Origin of the sequence: Mesorhizobium sp. AR02 (assembly GCF_024746835.1) — a bacterium.
Lineage (GTDB): Bacteria > Pseudomonadota > Alphaproteobacteria > Rhizobiales > Rhizobiaceae > Mesorhizobium.
Map to the genome: position 1 here is coordinate 358,645 of NZ_CP080530.1, position 12,964 is coordinate 371,608.

At 57.0% G+C, this 12,964-nt stretch carries 12 protein-coding genes and 2 pseudogenes; 4 read left to right on the forward strand and 10 right to left on the reverse strand.

Annotated elements, in window-relative coordinates; genetic code table 11:
- Positions 1-39: 39 nt before the first annotated feature.
- The 7 genes and pseudogenes from DBIPINDM_RS01520 to DBIPINDM_RS01550 all read right to left on the reverse strand — a co-directional run.
- Positions 40-243, reverse strand: a pseudogene (locus tag DBIPINDM_RS01520) (IS66 family transposase); the annotation flags it as partial.
- 192 nt (positions 244-435) lie between these two features.
- Positions 436-1,269, reverse strand: a complete 834-nt coding sequence (locus tag DBIPINDM_RS01525; protein WP_258581117.1) for an ABC transporter permease — start codon at positions 1,267-1,269, stop codon at positions 436-438.
- Positions 1,270-1,273: 4 nt separating this feature from the next.
- On the reverse strand, positions 1,274-2,518 hold the full coding sequence (locus DBIPINDM_RS01530; RefSeq protein ID WP_258581118.1) for an ABC transporter permease: 1,245 nt from the start codon (positions 2,516-2,518) through the stop codon (positions 1,274-1,276).
- A gap of 64 nt (positions 2,519-2,582) precedes the next feature.
- Positions 2,583-3,650 (reverse strand): ABC transporter substrate-binding protein, encoded by a 1,068-nt coding sequence (locus DBIPINDM_RS01535; RefSeq protein WP_128203431.1) that lies wholly within the window; start codon positions 3,648-3,650, stop codon positions 2,583-2,585.
- Positions 3,651-3,708: 58 nt separating this feature from the next.
- Complete coding sequence (locus DBIPINDM_RS01540) at positions 3,709-4,791, reverse strand: ABC transporter ATP-binding protein (protein ID WP_258581119.1); 1,083 nt, start codon at positions 4,789-4,791, stop codon at positions 3,709-3,711.
- 252 nt (positions 4,792-5,043) lie between these two features.
- Complete coding sequence (locus tag DBIPINDM_RS01545; protein ID WP_258581120.1) at positions 5,044-6,039, reverse strand: dipeptidase; 996 nt, start codon at positions 6,037-6,039, stop codon at positions 5,044-5,046.
- A 160-nt stretch (positions 6,040-6,199) separates the two neighbouring features.
- Positions 6,200-7,192, reverse strand: coding sequence for a 3-hydroxyacyl-CoA dehydrogenase NAD-binding domain-containing protein (locus tag DBIPINDM_RS01550; protein ID WP_258581121.1), 993 nt, complete (start codon positions 7,190-7,192; stop codon positions 6,200-6,202).
- Between the two features lie 597 nt (positions 7,193-7,789).
- Between DBIPINDM_RS01550 and DBIPINDM_RS01555 the strand changes: the two are divergent.
- The 3 genes and pseudogenes from DBIPINDM_RS01555 to tnpB (DBIPINDM_RS01565) all read left to right on the forward strand — a co-directional run.
- A pseudogene (locus DBIPINDM_RS01555) lies at positions 7,790-8,695 on the forward strand (IS1595 family transposase); the annotation flags it as partial.
- An 84-nt stretch (positions 8,696-8,779) separates the two neighbouring features.
- Positions 8,780-9,193 carry an IS66-like element accessory protein TnpA gene (gene tnpA / locus DBIPINDM_RS01560; RefSeq protein ID WP_258581122.1) on the forward strand — a complete coding sequence of 138 codons (414 nt, stop codon included), beginning with the start codon at positions 8,780-8,782 and terminating at the stop codon, positions 9,191-9,193.
- Positions 9,190-9,399 (forward strand): IS66 family insertion sequence element accessory protein TnpB, encoded by a 210-nt coding sequence (gene tnpB, locus DBIPINDM_RS01565; protein ID WP_258581123.1) that lies wholly within the window; start codon positions 9,190-9,192, stop codon positions 9,397-9,399. Before tnpA ends, tnpB (DBIPINDM_RS01565) begins: the two co-directional genes overlap by 4 nt.
- 6 nt (positions 9,400-9,405) lie before the next feature.
- Here tnpB (DBIPINDM_RS01565) and DBIPINDM_RS01570 read toward each other — a convergent pair whose 3' ends face one another.
- The 3 genes from DBIPINDM_RS01570 to DBIPINDM_RS43540 all read right to left on the reverse strand — a co-directional run bounded on the left by DBIPINDM_RS01570 (position 9,406) and on the right by DBIPINDM_RS43540 (position 12,743).
- The gene (locus tag DBIPINDM_RS01570; RefSeq protein ID WP_258580930.1) at positions 9,406-11,523 is read right to left on the reverse strand and encodes a recombinase family protein; all 2,118 of its coding nucleotides are present in this window, start codon (positions 11,521-11,523) and stop codon (positions 9,406-9,408) included.
- Between the two features lie 304 nt (positions 11,524-11,827).
- Entirely contained in the window at positions 11,828-12,250 is a 423-nt protein-coding gene (locus DBIPINDM_RS01575; RefSeq protein WP_258580931.1) for a helix-turn-helix domain-containing protein, read from the reverse strand.
- A gap of 160 nt (positions 12,251-12,410) precedes the next feature.
- Entirely contained in the window at positions 12,411-12,743 is a 333-nt protein-coding gene (locus tag DBIPINDM_RS43540; protein WP_416361686.1) for a DUF5372 family protein, read from the reverse strand.
- A gap of 20 nt (positions 12,744-12,763) precedes the next feature.
- Between DBIPINDM_RS43540 and tnpB (DBIPINDM_RS01580) the strand changes: the two genes are divergently transcribed.
- A complete protein-coding gene (gene tnpB / locus DBIPINDM_RS01580; protein WP_258581124.1) occupies positions 12,764-12,940 on the forward strand; it encodes a transposase in 177 nt (58 codons plus the stop codon).
- Positions 12,941-12,964: the final 24 nt, after the last annotated feature.

The following is a 12,964-nucleotide window of genomic DNA, read 5'->3' on the forward strand; positions in this document are numbered from 1 at the left end:
AAAAGACGGAGTATGGCCGCAACCCTGCAACTCTATTCCGTAATACATTGCCGCCAGCGGCGCACGGACGGTCGTCGCGCGTATAGTCCATATGCGCCCAGTCGCGCACTTGTCCTTCGCCTGGATACGAATGGTGGTGTCGTCCACATGAAGGCGCTCGGCCGCGAGCACATGGCGCGCGATCAGCTGGAAGAGCGGCATGACGGCGAAGGTTCCGTGGCCGACCTGATCGGCCAGCGTCGACTCCGGCGCAAGTCAACGCGCCGAGTGAACCAAAATCCGGTTCCAAAGGCGAGGTATTTCGAACTGTCCACCAAATTGGCGAAATGCGGGGCACCGGGTGGACTCCTGTCCAGCACTACGTATTCGATGAGGAGGTACAAGCCTTTCCTGCGCGGAGGACTTACGATTACGGCGCTGCCATGGTTGGTCCGGCTATAAGGTGTTCTGAATTCCGCGTAGGCGCTCAGAGCGCCTTCGCAAGAGCTCAACCGTGGTCAACATTGCGATGGCGAACAAAACCAATACGGTGGCCGTCGCAAGGATTGTTGGGCTGATCTGCTCCTTGATGCCGGTAAACATGACTAACGGCATGGTCCGTTGCTGCGGGCCGGCGACAAAAAGCGCAATTACAACCTCGTCGAAGGAGGTCGCGAATGCAAAGAGAGCGCCGGCAATCATGCCCGGAAATATGAGTGGCAGGATGATCTTGAAGAAAACGGTGATCGGTGGCGCACCAAGACCAGCGGCGGCACGCACAAGCGAGTTGTCGAAGCCGACAAGGGTGGCGCTCACCGTAATAACTACAAACGGCGTAGCGACCGTCGTGTGTGCCAAAATCAGTCCGGTATAGGAATTCACAAGGCCGACATAAGCGTAGAGAAAATACACGGCTACGCCCGTGATGATGGTTGGCACAATCATGGGCGAGATGAGTATGCTTAAAACAGCCGCACGCCATGGAAAATTGGGACGACTGAGTCCGAGTGCAGCCAGGGTGCCAAGGACTGTCGACAATAGCGTCGCAATGACAGCTATAAAGACTGAGTTTTGCAGACCGTTCTGCCACCGGGCCGACAAGAAAAACTCTTCATACCAGCGGAATGAAAAACCGGACATAGGATAGGTAAAGAACGGTACCGAATTGAAGGAGAGAGGAATTATCACGAGGATTGGCGCCACGAGAAATAGCAGCACAGCACCGCAAATCACACGATGCAGGTAATACCACATTTTCTCTAGGGGGGAGGCATAGGCCAAGGCAGCCATGATTTCACCTAACCTTCAATCGGTCGACACCAACCAACCTATTAAAAACATAAAAGAGGAGGAGCGTCGCAACTAGAAGGATGGCGCCGAGGGCCGACGCCAAGCCCCAATTAAGCTGTTTATTTGTGTAGTTGGCGATATAATATCCCGCCATCTGATCGCTGGGGCCACCCACCAAGGCTGGAGTGATGTAGTACCCAAGGCAGAGAATGAATGTCAGCAGGCAGCCCGCGGAGATTCCCGGCAATGTTTGCGGGAAATAGACTTTCCAGAAAGCGTAGAACGAACCCGCGCCGAGCGATCGTGCGGCACGCATGTGACTGGGCGGGATCGTTTTCATCACGCTGTAGATTGGCAGCAGTGTGAATGGCAGCTGGATCTGCGTCATCGCGATGATCGTGGCGAACCGGTTGAAAATAAGGTCGGCAGGTTCTGAAATAATATGCAGCCCGACCAGTGTTTGGTTGACGATACCGTTATGTTGTAGAAGGACAACCCAGGCGACAGTCCTCACGAGCATAGATGTCCAAAACGGCAGTACAACCATGATCATCAGCAGGTTGCTTGATCGAGACGGTAATGTCGCTAACAGATAGGCTACCGGAAAGCCTAGCAATAGCGTAGCCGCGGTTACGACAATGCTTATGCCAAGCGTTCGCAGGAAAGCGTCGCGGAAGATGGATGTTTCCGGTGGCACGGACACGATCTTGCTGTTAGCATCGTATTGCAGGTCCATTGAACGTAGCAGGTAAGATGCCGTGAAGGGTGAACGGCCCCGGTCGATAAGGCTCCAAACGTCCTTTCGCTCCCAAAGCGGATCTAATAAAATCAAAGCATTCTTGTAGGGGCCAGAGGCAAGGCTGCTCGCCTTCCGGGCGCTGGATGTGACCGAGCTGCCAGTACCTGGAAGCTCGAGGTTCATCCGTACGGCGATTTGGCCCATTGTCCTATTCTCCCACGCTTTTTTAAGATCAGCCGCGAGAGCCGCATAGGCTTGTTCGTCAGGAAGGTCCTTCCCGTCCCAGGTTGCGAGCGCGGCCGTGGTTGCTGGCATAAGCGTGAGCAGTGTCGCGTCGTGAAATGCGTTGAACATCATCCGGGCGATCGGAAATACGAAGGTCACCATCAGAAACAGCAAGAGCGGCAGCACCAGGGCAAGCGCCTTGAGCTTGCGCCGACGCTCTGACCGCTGGAGATTCCCACGCAGGGCCGTCCCTTCAAAGGCGGTGTGAGCCGTTGCAGTCGGCATCGGTTTCCCTCTCATCACGGGCCAAGTGCCGGGAGGAACGGGCGCCCCTCCCGGCGACGATGTGTTATTGGGCGAGCCATGCAGTAAAGCGCTGGTTCAAGTCGACGCCCTTGTCATTCCAAAAGGATGGATTGTACTGCAGCGAACCTGCCAGATTCTCCGGCGCGTTCGATACCCACGGCATGACATCGGCGCTCACAGAACCCAGCGCATCCTTGTTGGCAGGGCCGTAGGGGATGTACTTGGACAACGTCCCTTGCCTTTCAGGCGACGCCGCGAAAGCTATGAACTTGTAGGCGTCGTCCAGCTTGGCGCTGCCTTTCGGAATAACCCAAACGTTCCAAGCTCCCCAGACCTGGGCATCCCACATGATCTTGAAATGCTTGCCGGAATTCTTATTCGCGTCGTAAATGCGCCCGTTATATGCCGAGGTCATCACGACCTGACCGTCTGCTAGAAGTTGGGGCGGTTGCGCGCCAGCTTCCCACCAGACGATGTCAGCCTTGATCGTATCGAGCTTCTTGAAAGCCCTATCTACGCCCTCAGGGGTGGCGAGAACTTTGTACACGTCAGCTGCGGGCACGCCGTCGGCGATAAGCGCCCACTCGAGATTGCTCTCGGCACCCTTTCGAAGTCCGCGCTTCCCGGGAAACTTCTGCAGATTGAACAGGTCGGCAATAGTCTTGGGGCCGTCTGCCAGCTTGTCGGTGTCATATGCGATAACGTCACTCGAAATGATCGAGGGTACACCGCATTCGTACATATCTCCGTCCACAAACTTGGACCGGTCGAGGCCAAGCTTTGCCCAGTCTAACCTTTCAAGCAGCCCCTCGTCACAAAGTTGATTGACCCAGGTTGAGGTCGCATTCACGACGTCCCATGTCACATTTTTGGAATCGACCATGGCTCGGATTTTTGCGGCATCGCCGCTGTACTCATCTTCAGTGATCTCGATACCGGTCTCTTTGGAGAAGGGTTCGAACCAGGCTTGACGTTCAGCCGCCTGTGTTGCACCTCCCCAAGAGGTGATCGTGATCTGATCTGCGGCCAAGCTCGGCTTCGTGAATGCAAACGAACCTGTCGTCAGCACAATGGCTGCCAGAGCGCTTATACCTATACGTGGACTTTTCATTGACTTTCCCCTTTGATTGGCCTTTTCCGAGGCTTGCTAAGATTCGACTGATAGTTCGCTATCGGGTGTCTAGTGCCCGACAGTCTTCTGTCCTCCAGCCAACAGTGACCTGGTGTCCTGGCTGAAGCTGCACACCGCTGCCCGAATTGGGCAGTTTGATCTCGAGGGTGTGCACACCCACGGCGACACGGATTCTAAGGTGGTCGCCGAGGTAGATGAGTTCCTCAACCCGAGCACTGAAGATGTTGGGCAGCGAGCCGGGCGATGGATCTAGGTGTATGCGCTCAGGACGCAATGCGATCATTGCGGGTCGACCGGCAGACTTCGCATTGATTGCAAGAGCTTGTACGTTTCCAGTTCCCACAATCTCCACGGTACAGTTTGCACCGTCAGTCGCGGCGACTGTGCCCCTCAGGAGGTTGTTGTCTCCAACGAACTGGGCAACGAACGCGTTCTGCGGAAGCTCGTATAGGTCTGCTGGCGAGCCAAGTTGCTGCACGATGCCATCGTTGAACACCGCCACGCGGTCAGACATTGTCAAGGCCTCGCCCTGGTCATGCGTGACATAGACGATGGTGACGCCTAGCGCCTTATGGAGATGTCGTATTTCGTGCTGCATCTGGTCGCGCAGCTGCTTATCCAAAGCGCCCAGCGGCTCGTCCATTAGCACCAATTTCGGGTCGAAACAGAGCGCCCGGGCAAGTGCGACGCGTTGCTGCTGACCGCCCGAAAGCTGTCCCGGCAGGCGCTTTCCATAGGCGCCGAGTTGCACCATTTCGAGTGTCCGCTTAACCTTCGCTTCGGTCTGCGCTTTGCCAAGTTTCCGCACCTTGAGGGGGAAAGCGAGGTTCTCTTCCACGGTCATATGCGGAAAGAGCGCGTAATTCTGGAACACCATTCCGATGTCGCGCTTGTGGGGGGGTAGATTGTCGATCGGACGCCCATCGAGCAGGATCCGGCCCCGCGTAGGCACCTCAAAGCCGGCCAACATCATCAGCGTAGTGGTCTTGCCTGAGCCTGATGGACCCAACATCGTCAAAAACTCGCCTCGGGCGATGTCGAGGTTGAGATTTTTGACGACCAGCGTCTTGCCGTCGTACGTTTTCTGAACATCAGAAAACTTCAAAAAGGTATCGTCCATGCCTAGCAGCCCTCCCATCCTCGACCTTGGCGCTTGTTCCGCTGCCACGACACCTGTTCCCTGATTTTTGTGTTTGTTTTCGACCGGCGGGATGGCCGCAGACGTCCCGTTGGCCCTCCGGAAGTAGGAATCCGACGTAAGCTGGCTGTCAGAAGTAAGCGTCATTGCAGGAAACCCACCTGTAGATCGACTGATGCGAGCTATTTGTGCCACTGGTGTTCACGTCCGCACTAACTCCGACCCCTTCGCCGCTTACCAAACCTCTTGGCAGACCCTCATGAAGTTTCCGGAGACGATCTTTTTGATCGCATCTTCAGGATAGCCGTGGTCAAACATGAGCTGGACCAGATCGATTACATCCTTGGGCCGCTGGAAGCGGAATCCTTTCCAATTCGGGTCTTGGAAGTCCGGCCACTCGGTCACCATTTCACGGGCCCACTGGTCAAGCAGGTCGGTCTCGAACACGAAGTCGAACCCAAAGCCGACATGATCAGGTCCGACGAGTTGGACCACATGATCGAGGTGCCGGAATATCGCTGACATGGCGCCATGCTCGTCGCCGATGTAAGCATTGTTGCCTGAGAGACCGATTACGCCCCTATTTTTGGCCAAGGCCATTATCTGGTCGTCGCGAAGGTTTCTGTAGTGTTGGTGGAGTGCCATGATCCCGACATGCGAGAACATGACGGGCTTTGTAGCGATTTCCAGCGTGTCAAGCGTAGTGCGATAACCGGTGTGGGCCAGGTCAACGACCATCTTTAGCCGTTCAATCTCGCGGACAACCTGGGTGCCATAAGTGGTCAGGCCGCCGTCAGCTTTGTCAGAGCAACCGCCTCCGACAAAATTCGAGGCATTGAAAACGAGCTGCACAGCCCGAAGGCCCAGCTCACGGAATACCTCCAGAACGCCCAGGTTTTTTCCGAACCAAGCCGTGCCGTGACTCTGCATTCCGACAGCCAATTTGCCTTCAGCCTTAGCCCGTAACACATCATCCATGGTGAGAGCGTGGATATAAAGGTCAGGCCTCGAGTGAATAAGCTTTCTCTGCGAAGCGATGCCTTTAACAGCATAGTCAAGGTCGCTAGCGTCTTCGGCAAACGAGATCGACGTAAACGTTACGCCGGCGTCGACATAATGTTCAAGGTATTTTGGAGGACAGCCATACGATTGATTAGGCAGGTCAAGGGGGAACAACATATCCCAGACGATATTCTTGTTCCAAAAGCGTTGCGTTGTTTCGGAGATCATGTCTCAATCGTTCCTTGAAATAGGTCCACCGTCGGCTCTATTGACAACGTGGTCGTTTACAAGATGCGCTCGCAACTGTGCCATCGGCTTGTTGCTATACACCCCCAAGACAAAGTCGGTCCTTCACGACCGTGCAGTGGAGGCGATACGGAGATTAATTCTATGCGGCGTGTGCTGCTCCTAGGTGTTTTTTCGCTGCATTCGCGCGGCTAGCTTCGCGCAACTTAAGCAGCCCTATGACTGTGTCGTTTCGTTCTTCGATCATTTGAGGGATCGTTCTCCCATCGATGACTTCCTCCGCCTGCTGAAGAATGCGCGCGCGCAGCTCGGGCGTCCAATCTGGAAGTGGCGTTTCCGTAACATAAGGTGCCCGCCACTCGACACTTCCATGAAGATCCATGAATGATCCCAGGCCGCGGTCACCCGCTGCTAAATGGAACGTCGCAAACGGGCCCATGCTTGCCCACCGCAATCCGAGCCCGTGAGTTAGGCAATCATCGATTTGGGCGACGGTCGCTTGTTCCGCGGCGATCATCTGGAGCGCTTCACGAAACAGGGCAATTTGAAGCCTGTTGATCATGAACCCATAGATCTCTTTCTCCATACGGAGAACTCGCTTTCCAACCGCTTCATAGAACGAGACAGCCCAGTCCAAGACTGCGGGATCCGTTTTTTCGCCCCCTACAATCTCGATAAGCGGAATGAGATAAGGGGGATTGACAGGATGCGCCACAACGGTGCGTTCTGGATATTTGCATCTCCGTTGAATTTCAGTCATTGGAAACCCGGAAGTGCTTGAGCCGATGACGATTTCTGGAGGAACCAGCTCATCCAGCCGTTCATAGATCCGCACCTTCAGTTCCAGATCTTCAGGTACGCTCTCCTGCACAAAGTCGGCACCGGCAACCGCCTCCTCGATATCTGTAGTGAAGCGAAGCCGTTCCCGAGAAGCGCTAGCTGTCAGCCCAATCTGCTCAAGTATCGGCCAAGCTTGATCGAGCAGTCGCTCAAGAGAAGCGAGGGCATCTTTACCCGGATCTTGCGCTGTCACGCTGTATCCTCTGGCCAGGAACTCGGCAATCATTCCACCACCGATGGTGCCTGCGCCGATACACGCGATCTGTTTCACGTTTTTGGGATCCGGGCGGTTCATGGCGCTATGTATTTCCCTGAGTTACGAGAGGCCTATTAGAACTGCGTCTCGAGTTAGTAACAAATTGAAATTTATTCCGTGCCGACGCTATTTTGAGCCGTCGGTATTCCCCATTTTTTTGTTTCGCGATTATTTGACCCGCTTGCCAGATGTCTGACCGAAGCATTAGCCATATAGGACCAATCGCGGTCGCTAATTTAGCGCATCCGTGCTCACATTGTGATCAAAATGGGCTGTAACTCGCAACGCACAGATCAAAAAGGAGATGAGAGTGGCGGAAATGTTCATGTGCTTAACGTGCCTTGACGCCGACGGGGTAGGAGGGGCCCTCAGCGTCAGTGGAAGCAAATGCTCCGAAGTCCATTTCGATCAACTCGGTTGATCGCGCCAGGAACTCTGAAGTGCCAGAGCTACTCCGCAATGGCCGCAGGCCTTGGAACCCGTCTCATAGTACGGCATGCAATATCGGTTGCCGATGGGGGGCATAGCGCTGGTTTCCCGCTAAACAACGGGGCCGTTATCAACCAAAGACAGCAATAGGCTTGTGATTAGGGCATTCCCATGCGATTCTTGGAACGTGATCTGGCGGAGGTGAGAATGCCTGAAACGATGCTCGCAGCGCTTTCCAACATTCGGACCGTTGAAGAAATGATCGTGGCCTTCCGGGATGAAGAGCACTGCCGGCGCTTGCTGGAAACCATGGTGTGGCCAGAAGGCAGAATCTGTCCAGCCTGCGGGTATAAACGCTCGATCGCGCTTGCCGGCCGCGATACAGGCAAGCGCCATGCGCGACCAGGCCTTTATCAATGTTCCAATGGCGATTGCCGGTTCCAGTTCACGGTGACGACCCATACCCCTCTGCACTCTACAAAGCTGCCCTTGCGTATTTGGCTGAAGGCCATGTGGCTGATGCTCCAGTCGGACAAGGGCTTGTCCTCGGTCCGGCTCGCCGAGATCCTTGGAGTGAGCCAACCGACGGCCTGGCGGATGGGTCACGCACTGCGGCTGATGGTGGCGCGGGAAAACATGCTCGACGGCACGGTTGAGATCGACCATTTCCATCTTGGGGGAAGTCCCCGAAAGCGGCCGGATGACCCACCTCGGGGACGGGGCCGAAAAGGTCAGGCGAATACGGAGAAAGCGCCGGTCATGGCGATGGTGCAGCGGCCGACCGACGTCACGCCCGGGGCTCCGGCCGGTGACGCACGTGCCGCGGTCGTGACCGGTCTTTCATTGCGTGCGGCCGAACGTGCGATTGAAACACAGATCGAAACCCACGCGCATTTGATGAGTGATGAGGCGAAGGCATTCATGGCCATAGGCGAGAGTTTTGCCAAGCATGAGACCGTGAAGCATTCCAGCCACGAATATGTTCGCAACACCGTTCACGTCAATTCAGTGGAGGGTTTCAATTCCCGGGTCCGGCGAACGATCGCGGGCGTCTTTCACCATATCAGCCCGCAACATGCCGACCTGTATTTCCATGAAATCGGCTTCCGCTGGGTAAGCGATGCGCCAAGGCACCTTGCAAGAGGTCGATGAACATGGAGGTTTCGGGCCATGACATTGGAACATGCGAGGGGCGATATGGTCGCCGAGATCAGCGGCGCCGCGGCGGCGGCCGAAGATCTTGCAACCGTGCCCGGGCGCGTGCGGCAACGAAGGCTGTGGAGTTGCACTGAGAAGCGCGCGTTGGTCGACCTGGCGAGCGCGGCGGGGTCGTCGGTGACCGAGGTCGCGGAAGCGTTCGGCGTAGCTCCGTCACAGCTCTATGCGTGGCGCAAGCAGATGGCCGGCGGCGAACTCGATGCCGATCAGGCGATGGCGACCTTCGCGCGCATCGACGTGAGCGATCTGCCGGGTGTCGAATGCCCCGTCCCCGATTGCCCGGACCCGGCCGGCAGGATCGTCGTGGCCTTTCCGAGTGGCACGCGATTGCGTATCGACGGGATCGTCGATCCGACAGCACTGCGCATCGTCCTGGCGGAGTTGACCAGGTGATCACGGTGGTGCCGACCGACCGGATTTACTTGTGCTGCGGCGCGACCGATATGCGTCGCGGGATCAACAGCCTGGCGCGGATGGTGCAGCAGGTGCTCGCGCTCGACCCGCATTCCGGCGCGATCTTCTGCTTCCGTGGACGCAAGGGTCATATCATCAAGGTTTTGGCGCATGACGACCAGGGGTTCTGCCTTTTTACAAACTAACTGGCTTCATACTACAGCCCTTTCCTTGAGATCGGAGCATTTTGAGGAGTTGAGTTGGCGGATGGCCTCTGCCCGATGGGCAAGCTGGTTCCATCGGCTGCACTGTTTGGCTGGGACGTGCGGTCCGGGCAGTTCATAGAGGCCGATATAGCCGTTGTAGGCATGTCTTTTCACGATGCCGTATTTCGCCCATCTGACCAGGGTGCATTCGGTGATTCCAAGTTTTGCGCAGGCTTCTGCTTTTGTCAGCATTCCCCGCTCGCGCAGCCGGTCGTAGCGCGAGCGCAGACCATATTGCTTGACGAGATAGATGACGCGCAAGTCGCTGAACTGGGTGTCAGCCTTACCGCGCCGCGCTGAGCCGCCGGGACGGATTCCCCTTGCATTCAGGATGTCAGCGATTTCAGCGCAGATATGCTCGTCGAGAAGCTTGTCGACCAATTCGACCACCTCGGGCCGGGTCTTTACCTGCTGTGCGGAGGTTTTCGGGTTCTGAGTGATCAATGTTTCGGTCTTTCCGCCTCTGAAGCGGATGTGTATCCGTGTCTCTCCCTCGGCCTGGAACTTGAGCAATGTGATGTCTTCGACGAGATAGGCAAGGAGCCGCTTGCGTTCTCGGTTCGGCAAGGCGGGGTCGCGCCAGACCGTTTTGAAGTCGGCCGTCATGGCGATCAATCGATCGCGGATTGCATCGTCGAGTGTCGCTCGGTCTGCGCGCAGAGCACTCTCTCTTTCTTCTCGTAGATCAGACAGCATGCGCAGTTTGTCGTTCCATTCGCGTTCAAGGGTGTCGGCGACCAGGCGGTTGTTCGGATCGACCAGCATAAACCGCCGCTGTGCAAGATCGGCATCGATTTGGGCGCGTTCGACGGCACGGAGCCGGAGTTTGTCCGCTTCGTCATAGCGCGCTTCGATCTCTTTTCGGATCTCCAGAGCTAACTCCACGGCGGCGGGCGTCATTTCCGCAGCGATCAGTTCACCGATCGCCGCGTCGACGGGCCAGCCTGCGATCGACTGGCAGTGAGGCTCACCCCGAGAGACGTAGGCGCGGCTGCAGACGTACCAAGTGTCCACCTGACCGCGCCGGGTGACGTAACGGGCCCTCATGTGACAGCCACACCGCCCGCATATGACGCGCCCCTGCAACAAAGCCGCGCCTTCGCGCGGTGGCGAGATGCGCGCGGTCTGGTAGCCTTGGCCATTGGCCTCGAGCGCCTTGAGGTTGTGCTGGAACTGCTCCCAGCTGATATAGCCGGGATGTGCGTCCGGGATGCATGCGAGCCATTCATTGGGCTCACGTTTGCGGAACTGTTTCTTTCCGTCGACGGTTCTGCGGTAAAGACGCTGACCATAGGCATAGACGCCCGCGTAGCGAGGATTGTGCAGCGTGCGTAAGGCCGCCGATGTGGTCAGCGGTTGGAAGACCACCCGCTTGCTGTTGCGGAACCGGGATGGGAAGAGCAGACCTTCCCTGGCAAACGCCTTGACGGTCTGCGTGGCCGACCCGACCCGCGAGAACGTCTCGAAGAAGTGGGTGATCATCTCCCGGATCTGAGCGTCTGGATCAAGGACCACATCGCCAACCTCGTTGTAGATGAAGCCGGTCGGAAGGGGACAGCGATATTCGCCGCGGCGTGCTTTGTTGAGAATGCCACCGCGCAACCGGGCTTTGATAACGTGCAACTCGGCCTCGCTCATCGTGCCCTTGAGGCCCAGCAGAAGCCGGTCATTGAAGTTAGCCGGATCGTAGACGCCATCTTCGTCGAGAATGAGCGTGTCGGCCAAAGCGCAGATCTCCAGCAGCCGATGCCAGTCCGCGTTGTTTCTGGCGAGGCGAGAGACTTCCAGGCCCATGACGATCCCCGCGCGCCCCATGCCGACATCGGACACCAAGCGCTGGAAGCCTTCGCGCCACGACGCTGAAGCGCCGGATTCGCCCTGGTCGCTGTCGATGACGGTGATCTGGTCGTCGTGCCATCCAAGCCCGATCGCGCGACCACGAAGATCGTATTGACGCTTGGTGCTTTCGACATTCTCCATGACCTGGCGCATCGATGACTGTCGGATGTAGAGGTAAGCGCTCCGCTCGAGATGATGCGATTGGACCTTGAGCTTTTCGTTCATGCTGTTCTCCGTTCAGGGGCCGCCATCACGATGGCGGCGAGCAAGTGGATGATTGTGCGTCGCTCGGACGTTTCGTCCGCGATCGGCAGCCTGGCTACAGGCGGCGAAGCCGCGGGTGGGGACCAGCCCGGCGCACGCAAGATCGCGCTAACCCAGGCCCACATGCCGCGATGCAGAAGGATGCTAAGACCACTGCGTGCCTCCACAGGGAGCGCGGCACCAAGCGCGGCGGCGCGCAGTATTTCGTATCGCTCCGTGGCGCGGGACTGCATCGCGCAATGCAATTGCGCACCACCACTGATGGTTACGCCGTTTTTTTTACGCCGAGCGCACGCTCGATTGTTCTGGGGTGGACATCGAGGCCGAACTCTGTCCAGAGCCGGTTCGTCAGTTCGCGTGCCCGAATGGGCTCGCCTGGAACCACTTGGGCCCTGAGAAAGGCCAGCACTTCGCTCTGGATCTTGTGCGGGCCGTGCGGGCCGCGCTTCCTCGGTACTAGGCCGGCCAGACCCGCGTCCTCGAAGTCCGCTTTGGCCTGGTAGAAGGTCGGGCGGGAGACGCCATATTCGTCGGACACCTCCGTTACCGACATTTTGTCGACGGATACGCGCCGCAGCATCTCGTACTTCACCTGCACGATGTCGCGCGGATCGAAGAAGCCGTCCTCCCGGAACTTCTGATCGCCGATTTTTTCCGGGGCTGGATTGAGCGTGCCATCCTCGGCCAAAGCGCTGGCTTTCGATTGCCTGTGTTTGACGCTGTCCGACACCTGCGCTGCCCCCCGATGTCGACTCAATTATCGTAATTATAAATATGCCGCGTATGATTAAACTGTCAAGCGTGTATCTGCCAACCAATCGCATATAATCTCTACTAATACAGCACATTCAGCGAAGCCCCCATGGATTTTGCGGCGTTATTTTCCTTACAACATCGGCGAAATTTCCTTTACAATCTTGCGGCGTTGCGCATCTCCCTTGCGATATGAGGCGCTCTACGAGACTGCTGAGTTCCAGTAGGTCGGTGAGGCTGCACAGTGCGCGCCCGTTTCCCGCGACAACCTCAAGGCTGGGCACGGCTGCATCGGTCCATTGCGGCGGAACAGAGCAAATCCGGCCATCGTCAAAGCGCAGCAGCAACAGCTTGCCCGCTCGGTTACCGCGCTTCCCAACGCAGGCACCGTGCTGCCCGGAATACGGATGAAAGGGGTGAGTCACCATCACAAACTGCAACGGGGACGATGAACCGCCTGCATTTCCAAGTGAGTTACAAACGGCTTTCCGATGGTTGTTTCGCCTGGCCGACCACCAAGGATCAGGTGACCGTGTCGCTCACCAAGGCACAGCTTTCGCTGCTTTTGGACGGGATCGATTGGCGCCGGCCGAACAAGATTTATCGACCACGTCTGGCCGGCTAAATTCGGCCGTTCTCATTGATTTTG

Excerpts from the sequence above, each read along its gene's own strand:
- DBIPINDM_RS01545 (WP_258581120.1), bottom strand. The coding sequence starts at position 6,039 with ATGATCTCCGAAACAACGCAACGCTTTTGGAACAAGAATATCGTCTGG.
- tnpA (WP_258581122.1), top strand. The coding sequence starts at position 8,780 with ATGGTCGCCGAGATCAGCGGCGCCGCGGCGGCGGCCGAAGATCTTGCA.
- DBIPINDM_RS01525 (WP_258581117.1), bottom strand. The coding sequence starts at position 1,269 with ATGGCTGCCTTGGCCTATGCCTCCCCCCTAGAGAAAATGTGGTATTAC.
- DBIPINDM_RS43540 (WP_416361686.1), bottom strand. The coding sequence starts at position 12,743 with ATGGTGACTCACCCCTTTCATCCGTATTCCGGGCAGCACGGTGCCTGC.
- DBIPINDM_RS01570 (WP_258580930.1), bottom strand. The coding sequence starts at position 11,523 with ATGAACGAAAAGCTCAAGGTCCAATCGCATCATCTCGAGCGGAGCGCT.
- DBIPINDM_RS01550 (WP_258581121.1), bottom strand. The coding sequence starts at position 7,192 with ATGAACCGCCCGGATCCCAAAAACGTGAAACAGATCGCGTGTATCGGC.
- DBIPINDM_RS01535 (WP_128203431.1), bottom strand. The coding sequence starts at position 3,650 with ATGAAAAGTCCACGTATAGGTATAAGCGCTCTGGCAGCCATTGTGCTG.
- tnpB (WP_258581124.1), top strand. The coding sequence starts at position 12,764 with ATGAACCGCCTGCATTTCCAAGTGAGTTACAAACGGCTTTCCGATGGT.
- DBIPINDM_RS01530 (WP_258581118.1), bottom strand. The coding sequence starts at position 2,518 with ATGCCGACTGCAACGGCTCACACCGCCTTTGAAGGGACGGCCCTGCGT.
- DBIPINDM_RS01540 (WP_258581119.1), bottom strand. The coding sequence starts at position 4,791 with ATGGACGATACCTTTTTGAAGTTTTCTGATGTTCAGAAAACGTACGAC.